Below are 21,130 nucleotides of genomic sequence, written 5' to 3'. Positions count from 1 at the left end.
TCCTAATACTGAATACCGGATGCATTTCCTGTAATTGTTGTTTCTAATGAATCATAACTAGAAACTGTAGTATCTAAAAACTTTGCATACGCATCAATGAGTACACGATACTTCTCGAAACGATTTGCAAATAATTGGAAACGATTTCGAATCTCCTCACCACCATCAGAAACCCAAGTACCATTTAATGATGTTATTTCTTTTTGCATTGCAGTTAAATCATCATACATCATTTGATTCGTTGAACGTAGTTTGGCTGCTGTATCACTTACTTCAGCTAACGAAATTTGAATATTACTCATTTTTTCCTCCTTTACATTCCTAGCATACCAGCTTGACTCGTTAATTCATCTTGCGTATTACGATAACTACGCGCGCTATTACGTAAAAACTCAATATACTCCGTACATAAAATTGATAATTGTTTAAAGTCTGACTGTAATGATGAAAGTTTGGTTGTAAATGCTAGGTTATCTTTCCCTTGCCAACCAGCATTCATCGCATCTACAGCAGAAAATAATGTTGCGACATTCTTCAGATAGGAAGTGTTACGTTCCTCCATGCGCATGGCACACGCTTCTAATTGCATTGGTTCTACGGTAATCTTTCTCATAGTACCTCCTTTCACTTTCTATATAGTGATATAAAGGCTGACTTCCCCTAAAAAAAAACAGAGGATTTCTCCTCTGCTTTACATACTATTCAGATTCTTTCTTTTCTTCACGATGAATACGAGCAATGATTTCATCAATATGTCGACCATTCATCTCTGTTTCATCAATAACAAAACTTAACTCAGGTACACGACGAATTGTCATGCGCTTGGAAAGTTCTGAACGGATAAATCCTGCAGCACGGTTCAATGCACGTAAACCAGCTTGCATACGCGGATTCTGTCCTAAGAATGTTACAAACACCTTCGCATAACTATGGTCATTTGAAACCTGAACATCCGTAATTGTAACAAATCCAACATCAGGATCCTTTACACCAAACTGGATAATTTCAGAAATATTCTTACGAATAATTCCTTCCAATCTTTTTTGTTTTACACTTACCATACTTTATCCTTCTAATGGTACTTCACGATCTTCGTATGCTTCGATTGTATCTCCAATCTTAACATCGTTATAGTTTTCAATCGTAAGACCACAATCAAATCCAGATAGTACTTCCTTAGCATCATCCTTGAATCTCTTAAGGGAAGCAAGTTTACCAGTGTAGATAACGATACCATCACGAATTAAGCGGATATTACAACGAGAAACAAGCTTACCATCTGTAACCATACAGCCAGCGATTGTACCAATCTTAGAAGCCTTATATGTTTCACGAATCTCTGCCTGTCCAATAACAACTTCCTTGTATACTGGCTCAAGCATACCCTTCATCGCAAGTTCCATTTCTTCTGTTGCCTTATAGATGATGTCATGCAAACGAATTTGTACGCCAGCTTCTTCAGCCTTCTTACGAATATTTGCATCAGGGCGAACAGAGAAACCAATAATCATTGCATTCGATGCACTAGCAAGCATGATATCAGATTCTGTAATAGCACCAGCTGTAGCGTGAATAACATTCACACGTACACCAGATACATCTAACTTCTCCATAGAGGACTTAACAGCTTCTGCAGAACCTTGTACATCCGCCTTGATGATAACTGGAATTTCCTTTAAATCACCAGATTCAATCTGTGATGATAAGTCTTCTAAGCTCATTGCGCTTGTCTTACGACGGTCGGCATCAATCTTACGACGCTTACGTCTATCCGCAACTGCACGTGCTTCCTTTTCATTCTCATAAGAACGGAAGATATCACCAGCTTCTGGTACATCATTTAAACCAATAATCTCTACTGGCCGTGATGGACCTGCTGTCTTAAGTTCATTACCATTTTCATCTGTCATACGACGTACTTTACCAAAACATGTACCAACTACAACTGGATCACCATGTTTTAATGTACCATTCTGTACAAGCAATGTCGCAACTGGACCTCTGCCCTTATCAAGTTTTGCTTCAACAACTGTACCAGTTGCTGTACGGTTAGGGTTAGCCTTTAATTCCTTTACATCAGAAACGATTAAGATTGTTTCTAATAATTCATCAATACCATCACCCTTCTTCGCACTAGTATTGACGAAGATAGTATCGCCACCCCATTCTTCAGGCATGATTCCAAGTTCAGCCATTTCAGACTTAACGTGGTCAGGATTTGCATCTGGCTTATCCATCTTATTTACAGCAACAATAATTGGAACACCAGCAGCCTTTGCATGGTCAATTGCCTCACGTGTCTGAGGCATAACACCATCATCAGCCGCAACAACAATAACAGCTAAGTCAGTCACACTAGCACCACGTGCACGCATAGCAGTAAATGCTTCATGTCCTGGAGTATCTAAGAAAGTGACCTTACGACCATTGACTGTAACCTGGTACGCACCGATTGCCTGTGTAATACCACCAGCTTCGCCAGCAGCTACCTTAGAACGACGGATTGTATCCAATAATGTTGTCTTACCATGGTCTACGTGACCCATGATCGTAACAACAGGTGGACGCTCCTGTAGATCTTCCGCAGAATCTTCTTCTACATCTTCCAAGCTATCTGCTTCTCTTTCTTTCACCTTAACGGCTTCAATGTTGTAATTCATGCATACAAGTTCAACCATTTCATCTTCAAGTGCACTGTTGATGGTAACCATCTTACCTTCCATAAACAATGCTTTGATGAGCTCACTTGATTGACGATTTAATTTATCTGCTAATTCACCAACTGTAATACCATCAGTGAATGTAATCTCTGTAATCTCTACTGGTTGTTTAGATTGATGATTCTCATTCTTGTTAAATGGTTTTTTCTTCGTATTGTTACGATTGTTGGAAACATTCTTCTTATTTGCAGGTTTGCGTTTTGTTGGAACTGGCATTTATGTACCTCTCTTTCTTTGTTTGAGATTTGCATCTCGAAATACTGTATCGGTAACATCCCTTCCTTTCAAAATGGATACCACTACTTCATTGCTTTCGCAATTTCATCCCAGAATTCATCTGGAATCTTTTGGGATAATGCTTTTGCTAAAGCATTATTCTTCTTAGCAATTTCAATAACTGCTACGTCTTTCTTTAAATATGCACCATGACCATTTGTTCTACCTGTTGTATCAACAGCTAATGTACCCTCTGGTGTTCTAACAACGCGGAGCAACTCCTTTTTAGGGAGTTGTTCTCCGGTTGCTACACATTTACGCATTGGAATTTTCTTAGGCATGCTTACATGTTTTCATCGTCATCGTAGTATTCTTCATACTCATCGTAGTCGATGTCATACTCCTTCTCTGCTTCAGATTCCTGTTGAGCTTCAATTTCAGCCAGCTCTTCTTCACTATAAACAGGACGATTGTCAGCAACAAGCAAGTTCTTCTTGATTTGTTCTTCAAGATCCTTGTTTCTAACCTTGTACTCTTCTTCTTCCTTCTTCTTTTTCTTCTTGTACTTAGAATCTGTATTCTTAGGCTTAGAAGAATCAACAAGTTTTTCAAAGTGTGAAACATAAGTAGCCTTCTTAGCTAGTTCCTCTAAGTCCGCATGCTTACGAGAAGCTTCTTTTTCTTCTGCAGTCTTTTCAACTACAACTGGCTTCTCCTCTTCAACTGTCTCTTCGACCACTTCAACCACAGGTTCTTCAACAGGTGCTTCTTGATGTTCTTCTTCATCTGGTTGATTAGAAATCTCATCGATAATTGTATCGTTTACTCTTTCCATCATTTCTTCTGGAATGTAGTCTTCATCTTCATCAACAATCGCATCAGGATTTTCAGCTCTAAACTTAGCAATCGCTGCAAGTCTCTTTTCTTCTTCTTCCTTAGCAGCAGCCTTTTGGCGTTCAACATTCTTAGCCTTTGCTTGTTCAGCTAACTTTTGCTTCATTACTTCAGCCTGAGCGAGTAATTCATCATAATCCTTGCCCATATCTTCTAGTTCTTGACGTGTCTTAATATCAATCTTATGACCTGTTAACTTCACCGCAAGACGAGCATTCTTACCACGCTTACCGATAGCTAACGATAATTGATCTTCACTAACGATAACAAGTAAACTATTATCATCTTGTCCTGGTAGAACAGAGATGATTTCCGCAGGTGCTAACGCATTCTTAACTAGTTCTGTTATATCATCACTCCATTGGAAGATATCAATCTTTTCACCATGTAATTCATCGATAATCTTTTGAACACGAGAGCCACGAGGACCAATACATGAGCCAATTGGATCTACATCAGGATTATGTGAGAGAACAGCCATCTTTGTTCTTTCGCCAGCTTCACGAGCAATTGATTTAATTTCTACAACACCCTGATAAATTTCAGGAACTTCTTTTTCAAATAAACGCTTAACAAGAGTCGCATCAGCACGTGATACTAATACCTGTGAACCCTTTGTTTCTTTTTGCACATCAGTAATTACAACACGAATACTTTGTCCTTCTGTTAGTTTTTCATGAGGAATCTCAGCTGACTTAGAAAGTAAAGCAACTGTCTTACCCAAACTAATTAAAGTGAACTTATCCTTAACTGATTCAACAGTACCGATAACCATCTCATCCTTCTGGTCAATGTATTCGTTATATACTGCAACCTTTTCAGCTTCACGAATCTTTTGACGGAATACATTCTTAGCTAAAGAAGCAGCAGCACGTGACATCGAAGTAATTTCCTTCTTTTCACGAACTTGTCCACCTAACTCAGCATTAGAATCAATCTTCTTAGCATCTTCTAATGAAATTTCTAATTCATCATCTTCTACTTCTTCAACAACGTTGTAGTACTGGTAGATATCAATCGTCTTACTCTTCTTATTGATTTCTGCCTTTACTTCAATATCCTGTAATTCAGAATCCTTCTTGAATGCTTTCGCAACAGCTTCTGTTAATGCCTCTAATACGATATTCTCAGGCACATTCTTGTCATCTTCCACACCGCGAATCGCATTTAGAAGTTGTGTGTATTTAATCTCCATGATTTCTCCTTATAATTTAATTGCTAATCTAGCAAAACAAATATTGTTCTTTTCAATCGTTGCAGTACGTTTTACCGCTTTATCACGATACTCTAATTCAATCGCTTCAGCACTAGCAGCACGAACAAATCCAGTAATCTCTACCATCTTCTTAAATGGTTCCTTGAGTTGTACATAGATGTATTCATCTACTAACTGTTCAAACTCAGCATAATCCTTAATCTCTCGCTCTGCACCAGGGCTACAGACTTCCAAACTATACTCTTCTTTAATTGGATCATACTTGTCCAAGACTACGCCAAGCTTTTCACTTACCTCTGCACAAATATCTAAGTCAATCGCATGTGCATCATTGTCAATTGCGACCTGTAATGTCTTTTCATTACTAAGCCAAACAATCTCGTAAAGTCGAACGTGGCATTCGTCAAATACTGGCTGAAATAATTCGATCAATTTATCAATGTTTTCCATATGCCTCCAGACATAACACAAGGAGAGCTTCCGCTCTCCTTATTTCGTTTACAATATACCCCATTTTTAAGGGATTTTCAAGCACAATTCCTCTATAGAATAAGATTATTCCACATTTTTTGTAAACATCCGTGCACAGGCAACTGCCTTTTGCCAACGCTCATATAAATCATTTACATCTGAGATATTCATCATCGGCGTAAAGATATGACTATTTCTTTCTCTTTTTAACTCATCTAAGTTACTCCAATACCCAACTGCAAGCCCCGCTAGATACGCTGCACCAAGTGCAGTAGATTCAACGTTTTCTGGACGTTCAATTACACATTGCATAATATCACTTTGAAACTGCATCAGATAATCATTAGCAGAAGCTCCACCATCTACACGTAATGCCTGAATCGCAATGCCAGAATCTTCTTTCATCGCATCAAGAATATCTCTATTTTGATAGGCAATAGAATCTAATGTTGCTTTCGTCATATCCTCTTTACTTGTACCACGTGTAATACCAAACATCGCACCCTTACAATCATTATCCCAATACGGAGCACCTAACCCTACAAATGCAGGAACTACAATTAATTCATGTTCTTCCTTTGCAGACAAAGCAAGTTTCTCCGACTCTTTTGCCGTCTTAAAAAACTTCAACTGATCACGTAACCACTGTACCGCACTACCAGCCACAAACACTGAACCTTCAAGGGCATAAGTAATTTCACCCTGATAACCCCAAGCAATCGTAGTAACTAGACCATGCTTACTTGGATGTGGTTTATTACCAGTATTCATTAACATAAAGCAACCAGTACCATAAGTATTTTTTACGCTGCCACGCTCGAAGCACTGTTGTCCAAATAGTGCAGCTTGTTGGTCACCGGCAGCGCCAGCAATCGGTACACGCTTACCAAAGAAATACTCAGAAGCAGTATATGCAAAAATACAACTACTATCTTTTACCTCCGGTAACATACACTTTGGAATATTCAGAAGACTGCATAATTCATCATCCCACTTCTTATCATAGATATTAAATAACATTGTTCTAGATGCATTACTGTAGTCCGTCACATGTGCTTTCATTCCAGAAAGACACCATATCAACCAAGTATCAATTGTACCCGCAAGTAACTCACCACTTTCTGCACGCTGTTGACCATTTTCAATATGATCCAAAATCCAACGAATCTTTGTTGCAGAGAAATATGGATCAAGTTGAAGGCCTGTCTTTTCACGAATCATGCTAGCATGATTATTTTGTTTTAACTGATTACAGATTTCTGCAGTTTGACGAGATTGCCAAACGATTGCCTTATAAACAGGGATGCCTGTCTTCTTATCCCATACAACCGTTGTCTCACGTTGATTCGTAATGCCAATACCTTCAATCTGTTCTGGTTTGATATTAGCATCCAGCATACTTTGCATCATACAAGACAATACAGATAACCAGATTTCATTCGCATCATGTTCCACCCAACCAGGTTTAGGAAAGTATTGTTGAAATTCTTTTTGCGCAGAAGAAACAACCTTAGCATCATGATTAAAGATTATCACTCGTGAACTAGTTGTTCCTTGGTCAATCGACATAATATATTTTTCCATGCGTATACCTCATTATCATAGAAATTAAATAAAATTAATTACAACTCAATTATAACGTATTAAAAAGGACTGCCAATATGATAGCAGTCCTAATCATCAATTACTTAGACTTTTTAGTTGTCTTTTTTGCAGGAGCTTTTTTAGCTACTGGCTTTTTCACTACAGCCTTAGGAGCTGCTACTTTCTTAGTAACTTTCTTAACAGCTTGTTTTTTCGCTACTGGTTTCTTAGCAGCTGGCTTTGTAACCTTCTTAGCTGCAGGTTTAACTACCTTCTTAGTAGCAACCTTCTTTGTAGTCTTCTTTGCTACTGGTTTAACAGTTTTCTTAGCAGGAGACTTCTTAGCCACTGGCTTAGTTACCTTCTTGGAAACTGTCTTTGTTGTTGCTTTCTTAGCTACTGGTTTTTTAGCAGTAGCCTTCTTCGTAGCCTTTTTAGCAACTGTCTTCTTTGCTACAACAGTTGATTTAACATCAGCACGAATTGCGGCTTGCGCAGCTGCTAAACGAGCGATAGGAACACGATATGGTGAGCAAGAAACATATGTTAATCCAACACGTTGGAAGAACTCGATACTTACTGGGTCACCACCATGTTCACCACAGACACCCAAGTGAATGTCCTTACGTGTTGAACGACCCTTTTCGCAAGCCATAGAGATGAGCTTACCAACACCATTTACATCTACGTGTGCGAATGGATCGTTATCGTAGATATGCTTACTGTAGTAATCATCTAAGAACTTACCAGCGTCATCACGTGAGAATCCAAATGTCATCTGTGTTAAGTCATTTGTACCGAAACTGAAGAATTCAGCTGTTTCTGCTAATTCATCAGCATTTAACGCAGCACGTGGAATCTCAATCATTGTACCGATCTTATAATCCTGCTTCACTCCAGCTTCCTTGATTACTTCGTCAGCAGTTGTACGAATAATCTGTGCAACATAGTCAAGTTCCTTCTTTTCACCAACTAATGGAACCATGATTTCTGGAACTAGCTTCCAACCACGGTGCTTCTTGTTGATGTTGATAGCAGCCTTGATAATTGCGCGTGTCTGCATGACACCGATTTCTGGATATGTAACGTCTAGACGACATCCACGGTGACCCATCATTGGGTTGAACTCGTGTAAGTTTGCGGCAGCAGCCATCAAGTCTTCTACAGAGATTCCTAATGCCTTAGCAACTTCTAATGATTCTGCTTCAGCCTTTGGTAAGAATTCATGTAGAGGTGGGTCTAGTAAACGAATTGTAACACTTCTGCCACCCATTGCTTCGAAGATTCCTTCGAAGTCACCTTGCTGCATTGGTTCTAATTGCTTTAATGCAATCTGACGTTGTTCAACGTTTTGTGCAACTACCAATTCACGGATAGCCTTGATACGTTCTGGGGAATTGAAGAACATATGTTCTGTACGAACAAGACCAACACCCTCAGCACCAAAGCTTACTGCTCTTGCTGCATCTTCTGGTGTATCAGCGTTTGTACGAATCTTCATAGTTCTACGTTCATCAGCCCATTGCATGAACTTCTTGAAGTTACCAGAAATTGTTGCTGGAACAGTCTTGATTTCACCACGGTAAACTAAACCAGTGGAACCATCTAAGGAAATGATATCTCCATCCTTGAATACTTCACCCTTGACTGTGAATTGTAACTTGGATTCGTTAACCTTAATATCTCCACAACCAGATACACAGCAAGCACCCATTCCACGAGCTACTACAGCTGCATGAGATGTCATACCACCACGTACTGTTAAGATACCTTCAGATACATGCATACCTTCGATATCTTCTGGTGATGTTTCTAGACGAACTAAGATAACCTTACGTCCCATTGTTGCCTTTGTCTTAGCTTCTTCTGCAGTAAATACGATTTCACCACAAGCAGCTCCTGGTGAGGCAGCTAAGCCTTTTGCAATTACATCATTCTTCTTTTTCTTTAGGTCGTCTGCGTCAAACTGTGGATGGAGTAAGTCATCTAATTGCTTAGGATCTACCATGAGTAACGCTTGATCCTTCGTTACAAGACCTTCCTTCTCCATATCTACAGCAACCTTTAAAGCAGCTGCAGCTGTACGCTTCGCATTACGTGTTTGTAACATGAATAGTTTTCCATGTTCAATTGTAAATTCCATATCCTGCATGTCATGGTAGTGCTTTTCCAAACGTGCACAGATATCTGTGAAGTCCTTATATGCCTTTGGCATTACCTTCTTAAGTTCTGCAATTGGAGAAGGTGTACGAATACCAGCAACAACGTCTTCACCTTGCGCGTTAATTAAGTATTCACCAAATAATTTTCTTTCACCTGTTGCAGGGTTACGAGTAAAGGCAACACCTGTTCCACAATCATCACCCATGTTACCGAATACCATGGTTTGAACGTTTACTGCTGTTCCCCAAGAACTTGGAATATCATTCATCTTACGATAGAAGATAGCACGATCATTATTCCATGAACGGAACACAGCTTCGATTGCACGTTCTAATTGTACTGTTGGATCCTGTGGGAAATCTTCCTTCAATTCTTTCTTATAGAAAGCTTTGAAACGATTTGTTAATTCGAACATATCCTCAGCATCTAATTCGATATCCTGAGTAACGCCCTTCTTTTCTTTAACTTCATCAATGATTTCTTCAAAACGTGATTTGGATAATCCCATTACAACATCAGAGAACATCTGTACGAAACGACGATAAGAGTCGTATGCAAATCTCTTGTTGCCAGACTTTTCTTCAACAACCTTAACAACTTCATCATTCATACCTAGGTTAAGAATTGTGTCCATCATACCTGGCATAGATGCACGTGCACCTGAACGTACAGAAACAAGTAAAGGATTCTCTAATCCACCTAATTTCTTACCTGTTGCCTTCTGTAGCATTTCAACATGCTTGTGAATTTCGTCCATGATATTCTTATTGATTTTCTTACCATCTGCGTAATATGCATTGCACGCTTCAGTTGTGATGGTAAATCCATCCGGTACTGGCATACCTAAAATGCTCATTTCAGCAAGGTTAGCACCTTTACCACCGAGCAGTTCACGCATGGAACCATTACCTTCAGAAAACTTATAAACATACTTTTTAGTAGCCATTATAGCCTCCCTTTATCTACTGTTTGATTATAAAGCAACCGGTTACATTTCTCAATACATACAAATCACTTTTGTGAGATTATCCAAGAAATTAACTTACTCTTTTCCATGCACGCATGAAACAGAAAAGACGATATCTTATCGATACCGTCTACTTAATTTGTTATTTTACATACTTTTTAATGAAGTCAAAGAATCGTGGGAAGTATTGTGGATCACTTGTTAAATTACCAAATCTGCCCTGCTCTGAAACATACATCTCTTTCTTGCTTGCACAAGAATAATAGTTATCATACGCGTGGCTAATTGGAACGACGTGATCTTGTAAACCATGTAGGAATAACATCGGAGTTACAGCGTTTCTTAACTGACGTTGTGTACTAATATCATTGAGACTAAAATGCAATACTTGTCTTACATAGAAGTCGACAGATGGCATCACAAACTTACCATTAAACTTTGTAATATCCTGCACTTGCGTTTGGATGATATCTTTGATTTCTTTATATCCACCTTCTGCGATTGCACACTTTACATTACGCGGTAAATAATCACCAACTGCATTCATGACAGAAGCTGCACCTACGTTTATACCAAACAATACAATCTCTGCTAGTGGATCAAGATTGACTAAGAAGTTAATCCAACTAATTAAGTCATAATGTTCACACCAACCAAGACCAGTGTACTTACCTTCAGACATTCCATAACCACGAGCATCCGGTGCTAAGATATTAAATCCACGATGGTCAGCCTCCCACATATGTTCTAATAATGTTCCACTATAAGACGCAATTCCATGTTGGATGATAATCCACTTATGGGAGTCTTCTTGATTCACGATTCGTAATGCATGAAGTTTTAATCCATCATAAGAATCAATGAAATCATCGAAACGATTGCTATGTGCAAACCACTCATTTTTTTCCATCTGTAATAATGGTAGCTGCATTGACGTACCACATTTTTGTAAAAATCTACTATTCTGTAAATCAAACGCATTGCGGAATACATAGTATCCAGCACCTGCATATGCGCTAGCACCAGCCACAGCAGTAACACCCAATACTTTTAATAGCGTATGCTTGTTTTCTTTATTTGACATACTGCACCTCCGTCAATCATGGATTGTTATCATGATTATAACATGTCCACTACTTTTTCAATACATTTAAGCGCTCTTCAATAACAGCGTATTGTTTCTGATATGCTTCAAGTTTTTGTTTTTCATTTTCAATCTTCGCTGCTGGAGCCTTCGCAATAAATCCTTGGTTAGAAAGAATTCCTGTAGAACGTGCAATCTCAGACTTAAGTCTTTCAATCTCTGCTTCAAGCTTCTTGATTTCTTCTTCTGGATTACTTAATTCGCTAGATGGAATATATAAGCTACCACCTTGAATTGTTTCGACTGTTAAGTCTCCTTCAAGTATATCCTGCCACTGTGCCTTTGCAAGCTTCATGATAATTGCAGACATTGCTTCATCCGCCATGATTGTATTACCGTCAAGATCCTTTAATGCAATATGAATTAATGTAGATGGTTTCAAATCATTTACAATCTTAACTTCACGAATCTTTTGGATTGCAGAAATTACTCTTGCCATTGCAGTTAAATCACAAGCAGTTACATTTTCAATAACAGTTGGCCATGATTCTAAGTTGATACTTTCCTTAGCACCTGGTAATAAATCATAAATCTCTTCAGTTACAAATGGCATAAATGGTTGTAATAAACTAACAATAGCCTTTAAACATACGTATAGAGTTGATTGTGCAGCATGTTTAGCTACTTCATCCGTACCATTTAATGCCGTCTTGCTCATCTCAACATACCAACTACAGAAGTCATCCCATACAAAGGAATATAGTTCGTTACCAACTAAAGCAAATTCATACTTCTCCATGTTTTCAGTAACATGTGTAATTGTTTCGTTAAGACGATTGATAATCCATGAATCCGCAAGTGATAGATTTGTTAAATTGACATCTTCTACTTTCATTCCTTCAGGAAGGTTCATGAATACAAATCTAGACGCATTCCAAATTTTGTTAATAAAGTTACCGGCTGCCTCAACCTTTTCAGGAATATAACGCATATCCTGTCCTGGTGTTGAATTTGTTGTTAAGAAGAAGCGTAATGCATCGATACCATACTCCTCAATAACCTTCATTGGGTCAATACCATTACCAAGTGACTTCGACATCTTACGGCCTTGCGCATCACGTAATAAGCCATGAATGAGTACATCCTTAAATGGACGATTCTTTGTAAAATGTCTTGCCTGGAATGCCATACGCGCAACCCAGAAGAAGATAATATCGTACCCTGTAACCATTGTATTGGTTGGATAATAACGTTCAAGATCTTCAGTTTCTTCCGGCCAACCTAATGTCGCAAATGGCCATAGAGCACTGGAGAACCATGTATCAAGTACATCTTCATCCTGTACCCAGTTTGTTGTATCCTCCGGATCAGTTTCACCAACGTATGTTTCACCAGTCACAGTGTTATACCATGCAGGAATGCGATGACCCCACCACAACTGACGAGAGATACACCAGTCTTCAATATTTTCTAACCAACCATTGAATGTCTTTTCAAAACGTTCTGGATAGAAGTTAATCTTTATTTCTTCATCAGCTTGATACTTTAGTACATCTTGAGCAAGTGGCTTCATCTTAACAAACCACTGTTGTGATAGATACTGTTCAACAACGCAATGTGTACGTTCAGAGTGCGCTACGTTATGTGTCATCTCTTCAATCTTAACGAGGTTTCCATCTGCTTCGATTTGTTTTACAAGAGCTTCACGTGCTACATAACGGTCCATGCCTTCATACTTACCACAGAGTTCATTCATTGTTCCATCTGGATTCATACAGATTGGCTTTTCTAAATGATGTCTTTCCGCAATCGCAAAGTCGTTAGGATCGTGTGCTGGTGTACACTTCATTGCACCAGTACCAAAACCAATCTCTACATAGTCATCACCGATAATAGGTAATTCCTGTCCATTTGCTGGATTTGTAGTATGTTTCCCAATCAAGTGATTCAGTGTTTCATCGTTAGGATTTACCACAACACAAACATCACCAAACATTGTTTCAGGACGTGTTGTTGCAACGACGAACTCTTCACCAGTTTCCTTTACAACATATTTGAAGTGATACATCTTACCTGGGTCATCTTGATAATATACTTCAATATTACTTAATGCAGTACGTGCTTCCGGATCCCAGTTAATGATACGCCAACCACGATAGATTAAACCTTCATTGTAGAGTTTAACAAATACATGACGAACCGCATCATTAAAACCATCATCCATTGTAAAACGCTCACGACTATAGTCTAATGAGTTTCCAAGTTTACCCCATTGTGTACGGATTGTTTTAGCATATTCTGCCTTCCACTCCCATGCACGTTCCAAGAACTTTTCACGTCCTAAATCATAGCGAGAAATACCTTCACTCTTTAAGCGTGCATCAACCTTTGCCTGTGTTGCAATACCTGCATGATCCATACCTGGTAAAAACAACATGTCATAGCCCTGCATACGCTTATAACGTGCAATAATATCCTGTAATGTATTATCCCAAGCGTGACCGATATGTAAAATACCAGTAACATTTGGTGGAGGAATTACAATTGTAAAAGGATCTTTCGATTTATCACCTGCAGTGAAATATCCTTTTTCAATCCATCGGTTGTATTTGCCTTCTTCTACGGCTTTGTGGTCATACTTTTGTGCTAGATTCTTTTCCATATTACCTTCTCCTTAAACATAAAAAAAACGTCCTATGCATAGGACGTGTATAAACGTGGTACCACCTTTGCTTACTTCTCAAATAGCGTAACGTGCATCCCTACGGCATCTTCTACTACTACTTCAAAGACACAGCTCCAAGACTACTTCATATTTTCGTTTTATCTGTTTCCACCAATCACAGACTCTCTATCAAAACTGTCAATATTACTACTTCTTTTCTTTGCTTTGGTTAGATTATACCATTGTATCCATCATTTTCAATAAGAAATAATTTAATGAATTACGCTAGATTATAAATATATATTATTCAGCTTTTTCTCATCCTTGTAGTTAACTTTGATAATTTCCTTCGCTATCAATGCATATCTCTTCGTGAGCAAAGAAATGCCTAAGAGACGTTATATATTGATTTTAGAAAATATATTGTAGTTCCAAAAAATTCTGCTACTCACTTTACTCTTTTATCCAATCACCAAAAGATATCAATTGATATCCTTGGAACACTAGCGGCCCTTCCATACCAATATCTACAACATTATAGAAAAATACACTTACCTCAAAATTCTTTTCTCCTTTTTCTGTCATAAAAACCAATTCATATAACGCCTCTGGAGTTGGAATTTTACCCGGAACAGCAAAATATTTACTCACTTTTTTATCAATCAATTTTGCAAAAACCGATTCCCTATTGTATTTATTTTTTGTGGAGCCAAACATATTCAACACCTCCTGAAACACACTATTTTTATTTATTATAATCTAGAATTATCAGTAATGTAAAATAATTTGGGGTTTTAGAAAAAGCGCCGAATTACCAACTATAAGCAGAATCAGGCTCTACAGCGTGCACTTACTTTTGATATAAACTGTTTGCTTGATGTAGATGGAATAGAAATTTAATAAAACTTTCATCATACGGTATAAACTTCTTTAAACCAATCATGTCTATGATTTCTTCAATACCTGCCCATTTTACAGCCTGTACTTCTTCATATTGAAGGGTCAATTTTGAAATATCAATCTCTTTTTCTAGAATATAAATATCATCAAAACCTTCACTAAAATACTTTGTAATAACAGGTGGGGTATTTTCTAAATCAATCTTTAATCCAATTTCTTCAGCAACTTCTCGCATTGCTGCCTGACGACTATTTTCACCAATCATAGCAGAACCACCAACTGTTACATCCCACATATTGGGCCATCCCTCTTTAAAGGTTTGTCTTTGTTGAATCAACATTTGGTTTTTTGCATTAAAGATACATACATGTACAACTAAATGATAAAGATCTTTCGGAATATCATCTCCACGTGTTATTACATGATTTATCTTTTCGCGATCAATTGTATATAAATCCCACTTTTCCATAATAATCCTTCTTTCTATTATCAAAAAATCCGTTTGACCGGATTATAAACGAATAATTGATTTTACAATTGGTAGTCGCATTACAACTGCCGTAACTCTACGATCAGCTTCAAAGAAGAGAATATAGATAATCAGTTTGATATATGGATGTAAACTCAAAAATCCATTTATGATACTAAACAAGAATACAAAAACCATATATATCGCAATATATACAGCAAATGTCATTAAGAAGTAAGCAACCTGATTCATACGTAAATTTCGTTGTTCATCTTTTCTACTCATATAGGTATTTTATTCAAAACAAGTAATGATTTCAACTATCAAAAATGGAAGATACATAACGTATCTTCCAAAATCTTAATAGTGAATGTATTCGAATCTTGATGGATTAGAGATAACACGTGAGTATGGCTGACCATTACGGCTTGCACCACATTCAGATGTAATAACAGAACCATCAGTTGTAATACCCTCTACGATTGCAACGTGACCATAGTAACCATCTGAACCTTCTTGCCCAGCCGCAAATACCATGACGTCACCAACCATCGGTGTATTAGAAACAGAATATCCTAAACTACGAGCTGTATTTGCCCATTGGTTACCATTACCCATCAAACTACCAGCAGTTAAGCCTAACTGATGGCGACGGATATATACCCACCATGTACATTGGCTAAATGAGTAATTATTACCAGTATCACCAGTTTCATGATCCGTAATTAATCCCGCTTTTGCATAAGCCTTCCAAGCTTCATCGGCATCCGCAAGTAATTGCGCAGAACTGATAAATGCACTAGAATTCGAACTATTTTCAAGCGCTTGTTTCGCAGCTTGAATCTTTTCATTTTCCTTTGCTTTACGCTCTTCTTCAATCTTGTTATCAATCACTTCTTGCGGAGTCTTTACTGTAACATTCAACTGTGCAAATGACTTATTACCAGTTGTATCTACAACAGTATATAAAACAGTGTAGTTACCATCTGTTGACATATCTACGTTTCCAGTAATTGTTAATGCTGGTAAAACACCAGAATCATCATTAATATATGAAATGTAGTTGGAAGCGTTCCAAGTATCACCATTGTTAACAGTAACAGAATCAGACTTCAATTTAATAACAGGAGCAGTACTTGTTACAACCTTAATCAATACCTTTTGGATAAAGGAATATCCCAGTGTCTTATCATCAGTATCTTTATTGACTAAAGTTACACGCGCAGTTGCCTGTTGAATACCTGTAAGGTTACGATCAAAGCCTTCTAATATTAACTTTGTTTTACCCATATCGATATTCTTATAATCCATATCTGTTAGAGACTGACTTCTTTCCTGTAAGATAGAATGCTTAATCGTCTCTTGTGGATTTAAATCAGCAGAGCTAACTTCGATGACCGGTAAAACTTCTGTATCGATTGTTGGAGCCGTGTTATCTGCATATACATGTTGTACAGAAGCATATCCACCAAGTAGTACTGTGGCGATATATGCTGCTGCAACAAGACTTGTTTTCTTATTTTTCTTTTTAAACATATCATTATTTTATATGATTCATTGCCTTCTTTGCAAGAAATCGGTAATTTTTCACATAAAATTCACGAATTTTCAGGTCTTTTTACATAAAAAAGCACACATTTAAGTCATGTGTACTTAATAAATTCTTAAAACAATGTATCGGTATGTGTGATATGCAAATGCTCGTAAGCCTTTTCAGTTACAACACGTCCACGACTAGTACGATTCACAAAGCCAATCTGTATGAGATATGGTTCATACACATCTTCCAGTGTTGTTGTCTCTTCTGATATTGCGTTTGCAAGAGATTCAAGACCTACTGGACCACCATGGAAACGTTCAATAATACCTCGCAAGTAACGAATATCGACTTCATCTAAACCAAGGGAATCCACCTTTAAACGGTCTAGTGCAGTTTGAGCAATCTCCTTAGAGACATGACCATCGTTAAGCACTTGTGCAAAATCACGGATACGACGTAGCAAACGATTGGCAATACGTGGTGTGCCACGAGAACGACGTGCAATCTCATCCACTGCAGCAGTATGAATTGGTGCGTTCAATACACGTGCTGTACGACTAACGATAGAACATAACTGATCTTGATTATAGTACTCAAGTTTCGCTACGATACCAAAGCGATCTCTTAGTGGTGCTGATAAATCACCAGCACGAGTCGTCGCGCCAACAAGAGTAAATGGAGGTAAATCCAAGCGTACACTTCTTCCACCTGCTCCATTTTCACCACCAACCATAATATCTAATTCAAAATCTTCCATCGCAGGATAAAGAACTTCTTCTACTTGCTTTGGTAAACGATGAATCTCATCAATAAACAATACATCTCCTGGCTCTAATACCGACAATATCGCTGCTAAATCACCAGCTTTTGTAATGGATGGACCAGAAGCCACTCTAACCTTAGAGTGCATCTCGTTGGCTAGAATAAACGAAAGTGTAGTCTTGCCCAATCCTGGAGGACCATACAAAAGAACATGATCTAAAGATTCATTTCTCTGTAAAGCCGCCTGAATATAGATACGTAAGTTTTCTTTTAGCGTATCTTGGCCTATATATTCATCAAGTGTCTGTGGGCGAAGACTTTCTTCATCATCACCCATTTCTGCATTTGCAGATAACAAACGATCACTCTCTTCCATATGCCTCCTTTACTTTTGTTTGACTAAGAATTGTAATCCGAGTTTTAAATACTTCTCGGTTGTTAATCCAGGGTTTTCACTCATCATATTTGCGACTGCAGATAATTCTCCCTGTTTATAGCCTAAATTCTTTAAACCTTCTAGTGCTTCGCGAACTTCCGCAGGATAAGATACTGTATCCTGTTTTGGTGATGATGTAGGTACAGCAACTAACTTGCCCTTTAAATCTAATACAATCTGACTTGCGGACTTTGCACCAATACCAGGCATCTTCTTTAATAGAGTTACATCACCTGATTCAATCGCAGAAACAATAGATTGATAACCACACTTACTTAACATCCCCATCGCTGTCTTAGGTCCTAGTCCCTTAACAGAGATTAACTTTAAGAATAATGCTTTTTCATCCTGGCTTTCAAAGCCAAATAAACTAATATCATTTTCCGTAATATGAAGATATGTATAGATGAATACTTCATCATTTAGATGTAAGTTTTCTGGATGTGGATATGCCATCTGATAGCCAATATCATGACAATCAACTACAACCCAATCCGCACCATACGATGCTACTTTTCCTTTTACAAATGCTATCATATCACTCACTCTTTATAATCCATGATAAAAGTATTTACGATAACTTGATCACCATCACGCGCGCCAGCTTCATAAAGTGCCTTATCAACACCCATCTTCTGTAGTGTCATCGCAAACTGATATGTCTCTTCTTCCTTATCGAAGTCAACTGTATCAAATAAACGATCAATCTTTTCAGAGTCAACCTTAAATCTACCTGGACCAAGTTTTACAATCTTAAAGTCTGGCTTCTTAGGTTCATAACGATATACAACGGTCTCTTCTGTACTTTCAGGAGTTTCCATCTCAACCTCACGAGCTTTATCAATTTCCGCAAGTGCTGCATAGAGAACCTCATCTAAACCTTTATGCTCTATTGTACTTGTTTCATAGACTTTAATATCTGGATACTTCTTTTTAAACTCCTCCAAATACATGTGTGCATATTCGTCATCCATCTTATTAGCGACCACAATCTGAGGACGCTTTTCAAGTGCTAAATCATAGGTAGCTAACTCCTTATTGATGATTTCATAATCTTCAACAGGATTACGCTCTGCACCAGACATATCAATGACGTGAATCAATACACGACAACGCTTGATATGGCGTAAGAATTCATGTCCTAAACCCTTACCTTCACCGGCACCTTCAATTAGACCTGGCATATCCGCTAGCACAAAACTACGACCGTTTGGCATCTGTACAACACCAATATTTGGTTCCAGTGTTGTAAAAGGATATGCAGCAATCTGTGGATTCGCTCTTGTTACAACGGATAAGAATGTTGACTTACCAACAGATGGAAAACCAATAAGACCAGCATCTGCCAAAAGACGTAATTCTACTTGAACATCTAAGCTTTCACCAACTTCACCTGGTTGCGCATATTCAGGAGCATCATTTCTTGAAGTTGCAAAGTGCATATTACCTAGACCACCCTTACCACCACGAGCAATCAATACCTTTTGTCCTGGTTTTGTAAGGTCAGCTAAAAGATCACCATTGGCCGCATTACGAATCATCGTTCCAAGAGGAACAGGCACAATGATGTCATCTCCTGATTTACCATGCATCTTTTTGATTAATCCTGGCATACCATTGCCAGCCTTAATCTTACGTGTAAACTTTAGCTTCATTAATGTTGTTTCATTGGTATCAACAGCGAACCAAATATCGCCACCTTTACCGCCATCACCACCAAAAGGTCCACCATTTGCGTAGAACTTCTCATGGCGCCAAGCAACACAACCTCTGCCACCATCACCTGCTTTTACATGTAGTTTTACCAAGTCAATCATCAAGGAATCTCCTTTCCTTTAAAAAAGCTCCTGAACCTGTCAGGAGCATTCCATTACTGTTTAAATTAAGCTTCTTGAGGATAAACAGAAACCTGCTTCTTATCCTTGCCAAGACGCTCATACTTAACGATACCTGCAGCTGTTGCAAACAATGTATCATCTCCACCGCGCATAACATTCTTGCCTGGGTAGATCTTTGTGCCTCTCTGACGATAGATGATAGAGCCAGCGTTTGTATACTGACCATCAGCCTTCTTAGCACCTAATCTTCTGCCGGCAGAATCACGGCCGTTCTTTGTGGAAGATACACCCTTCTTACTTGCAAAGAACTGAATATCCAGTGTGAACTTCATAGTATTTACACCTCCATTTTTTTAATTTTAATAAATCGTTGATTCTGTTGTTGAACTGTCTTTAATTGAATAATACCTGCAGCTAGTAACAAATCACTTTCTGCTGTAGGATTATCCACTTTAACCTGAATCAGATTATCACCGACTGTCATTTTCTTAACATCAGTTAATTCATCTAATGCATTCAACAAACCGAATGTAATACCGCTAACTGCTGCACATACCAAATCTTTACCACTCTCAGCAAAACCAGCGTGACCGCTAATTTCTAATGAAGTAATGTGATTATCATGCTGCGTATAACGGATATCAATCATGAGACTTAAGCCTCGATAGCTTCAACTGTCAACTTTGTATATGGTTGACGGTGACCCTGCTTACGACGAGTAGAGCCCTTCTTAGCCTTATACTTGAAGATATGGATCTTCTTTTCCTTGCCTTGCTTTTCAACCTTGCAAGTAACCTTAGCACCCTCTACATATGGAGTACCAATCTTTGTTGCTGCGTCACTAACAAGAACTACCTTGTCGATAACGACTGTGCTTTCTGGTTCAACATCTAACTTTTCAACGAAGATAGACTGACCTACTTCAACCTTAAGTTGCTTTCCGCCTGTTTCGATAATTGCGTACAATTTGAACACCTCCTGACATTTATCATAAGACGCGCCATCAAGGGGACTTACGTACTTAACCCTTTCCTGAGCGGTTACAGACCTCGACAAGAGGGCTGATAACATAAATATACTACATGTAAAGTCCTTTTACGTCAATGATTTCTATTAAATTAACACGTTTAACTTATATTAATTAACACGTTCCTCAATTATTTTTGAAAGTTCCTCTTTTGATTTTATTGTTGGTGAAGGTTCCC

At 38.2% G+C, this 21,130-nt stretch carries 21 protein-coding genes and 2 other annotated features; all 21 genes read right to left on the bottom strand.

The features are described from left to right. Positions 1-2: 2 nt before the first annotated feature. Positions 3-302, bottom strand: a complete 300-nt coding sequence (locus RWM19_RS00105) for a pore-forming ESAT-6 family protein (RefSeq protein WP_294025706.1) — start codon at positions 300-302, stop codon at positions 3-5. 11 nt (positions 303-313) lie between these two features. Next, positions 314-613, bottom strand: a complete 300-nt coding sequence (locus RWM19_RS00100) for a WXG100 family type VII secretion target (RefSeq protein WP_313982457.1) — start codon at positions 611-613, stop codon at positions 314-316. 85 nt (positions 614-698) lie between these two features. After that, a complete protein-coding gene (gene rbfA / locus RWM19_RS00095) occupies positions 699-1,061 on the bottom strand; it encodes a 30S ribosome-binding factor RbfA (protein WP_294021167.1) in 363 nt (120 codons plus the stop codon). A 3-nt stretch (positions 1,062-1,064) separates the two neighbouring features. Next, entirely contained in the window at positions 1,065-2,936 is a 1,872-nt protein-coding gene (gene infB / locus RWM19_RS00090; protein WP_313982453.1) for a translation initiation factor IF-2, read from the bottom strand. 83 nt (positions 2,937-3,019) lie between these two features. Beyond that, positions 3,020-3,277, bottom strand: a complete 258-nt coding sequence (gene rnpM / locus RWM19_RS00085; protein ID WP_294025710.1) for an RNase P modulator RnpM — start codon at positions 3,275-3,277, stop codon at positions 3,020-3,022. 2 nt (positions 3,278-3,279) lie between these two features. Next, positions 3,280-5,025, bottom strand: a complete 1,746-nt coding sequence (gene nusA / locus RWM19_RS00080) for a transcription termination factor NusA (RefSeq protein WP_313982451.1) — start codon at positions 5,023-5,025, stop codon at positions 3,280-3,282. Positions 5,026-5,034: 9 nt separating this feature from the next. Continuing rightward, the gene (gene rimP / locus RWM19_RS00075; protein ID WP_294025713.1) at positions 5,035-5,496 is read right to left on the bottom strand and encodes a ribosome maturation factor RimP; all 462 of its coding nucleotides are present in this window, start codon (positions 5,494-5,496) and stop codon (positions 5,035-5,037) included. 105 nt (positions 5,497-5,601) lie between these two features. Then, positions 5,602-7,101: a glycerol kinase GlpK gene (gene glpK / locus RWM19_RS00070; protein ID WP_313982448.1), complete on the bottom strand. Its 1,500-nt coding sequence runs from the start codon at positions 7,099-7,101 to the stop codon at positions 5,602-5,604. Positions 7,102-7,201: 100 nt separating this feature from the next. Next, positions 7,202-10,210: a pyruvate, phosphate dikinase gene (ppdK, locus tag RWM19_RS00065; protein ID WP_313982445.1), complete on the bottom strand. Its 3,009-nt coding sequence runs from the start codon at positions 10,208-10,210 to the stop codon at positions 7,202-7,204. A 163-nt stretch (positions 10,211-10,373) separates the two neighbouring features. Further along, a complete protein-coding gene (locus tag RWM19_RS00060; RefSeq protein ID WP_313982443.1) occupies positions 10,374-11,315 on the bottom strand; it encodes an alpha/beta fold hydrolase in 942 nt (313 codons plus the stop codon). Between the two features lie 49 nt (positions 11,316-11,364). Further along, a complete protein-coding gene (locus RWM19_RS00055) occupies positions 11,365-13,977 on the bottom strand; it encodes a valine--tRNA ligase (RefSeq protein ID WP_313982440.1) in 2,613 nt (870 codons plus the stop codon). 36 nt (positions 13,978-14,013) lie between these two features. After that, positions 14,014-14,210, bottom strand: a binding site (T-box leader). A gap of 223 nt (positions 14,211-14,433) precedes the next feature. Next, a complete protein-coding gene (locus RWM19_RS00050) occupies positions 14,434-14,697 on the bottom strand; it encodes a DUF2500 domain-containing protein (RefSeq protein ID WP_313982438.1) in 264 nt (87 codons plus the stop codon). A 133-nt stretch (positions 14,698-14,830) separates the two neighbouring features. Then, positions 14,831-15,349, bottom strand: coding sequence for an NUDIX domain-containing protein (locus tag RWM19_RS00045; RefSeq protein ID WP_313982435.1), 519 nt, complete (start codon positions 15,347-15,349; stop codon positions 14,831-14,833). A gap of 42 nt (positions 15,350-15,391) precedes the next feature. Further along, positions 15,392-15,634: a hypothetical protein gene (locus tag RWM19_RS00040; RefSeq protein ID WP_313982432.1), complete on the bottom strand. Its 243-nt coding sequence runs from the start codon at positions 15,632-15,634 to the stop codon at positions 15,392-15,394. 75 nt (positions 15,635-15,709) lie between these two features. Beyond that, the gene (locus RWM19_RS00035) at positions 15,710-16,885 is read right to left on the bottom strand and encodes a CHAP domain-containing protein (protein WP_313982430.1); all 1,176 of its coding nucleotides are present in this window, start codon (positions 16,883-16,885) and stop codon (positions 15,710-15,712) included. A gap of 128 nt (positions 16,886-17,013) precedes the next feature. Beyond that, a complete protein-coding gene (gene ruvB, locus RWM19_RS00030) occupies positions 17,014-18,027 on the bottom strand; it encodes a Holliday junction branch migration DNA helicase RuvB (RefSeq protein WP_313982428.1) in 1,014 nt (337 codons plus the stop codon). A gap of 9 nt (positions 18,028-18,036) precedes the next feature. Then, positions 18,037-18,624, bottom strand: coding sequence for a Holliday junction branch migration protein RuvA (gene ruvA / locus RWM19_RS00025; RefSeq protein ID WP_294025730.1), 588 nt, complete (start codon positions 18,622-18,624; stop codon positions 18,037-18,039). A 5-nt stretch (positions 18,625-18,629) separates the two neighbouring features. Then, the gene (gene obgE / locus RWM19_RS00020; protein WP_294025732.1) at positions 18,630-19,904 is read right to left on the bottom strand and encodes a GTPase ObgE; all 1,275 of its coding nucleotides are present in this window, start codon (positions 19,902-19,904) and stop codon (positions 18,630-18,632) included. A 65-nt stretch (positions 19,905-19,969) separates the two neighbouring features. Further along, the gene (gene rpmA, locus RWM19_RS00015) at positions 19,970-20,257 is read right to left on the bottom strand and encodes a 50S ribosomal protein L27 (RefSeq protein ID WP_006526413.1); all 288 of its coding nucleotides are present in this window, start codon (positions 20,255-20,257) and stop codon (positions 19,970-19,972) included. A gap of 5 nt (positions 20,258-20,262) precedes the next feature. Further along, positions 20,263-20,574: a ribosomal-processing cysteine protease Prp gene (locus RWM19_RS00010; RefSeq protein ID WP_313982421.1), complete on the bottom strand. Its 312-nt coding sequence runs from the start codon at positions 20,572-20,574 to the stop codon at positions 20,263-20,265. A gap of 5 nt (positions 20,575-20,579) precedes the next feature. Then, positions 20,580-20,891, bottom strand: coding sequence for a 50S ribosomal protein L21 (rplU, locus tag RWM19_RS00005; protein ID WP_298664068.1), 312 nt, complete (start codon positions 20,889-20,891; stop codon positions 20,580-20,582). Positions 20,892-20,908: 17 nt separating this feature from the next. Beyond that, positions 20,909-20,977, bottom strand: a sequence feature (ribosomal protein L21 leader region). Positions 20,978-21,130: the final 153 nt, after the last annotated feature.

The organism is uncultured Solobacterium sp., from assembly GCF_963517755.1.
Lineage (GTDB): Bacteria > Bacillota_I > Bacilli_A > Erysipelotrichales > Erysipelotrichaceae > Bulleidia.
Note: the sequence above shows the minus strand (reverse complement) of the source record. Positions and strands in the feature narration are given on the sequence as shown.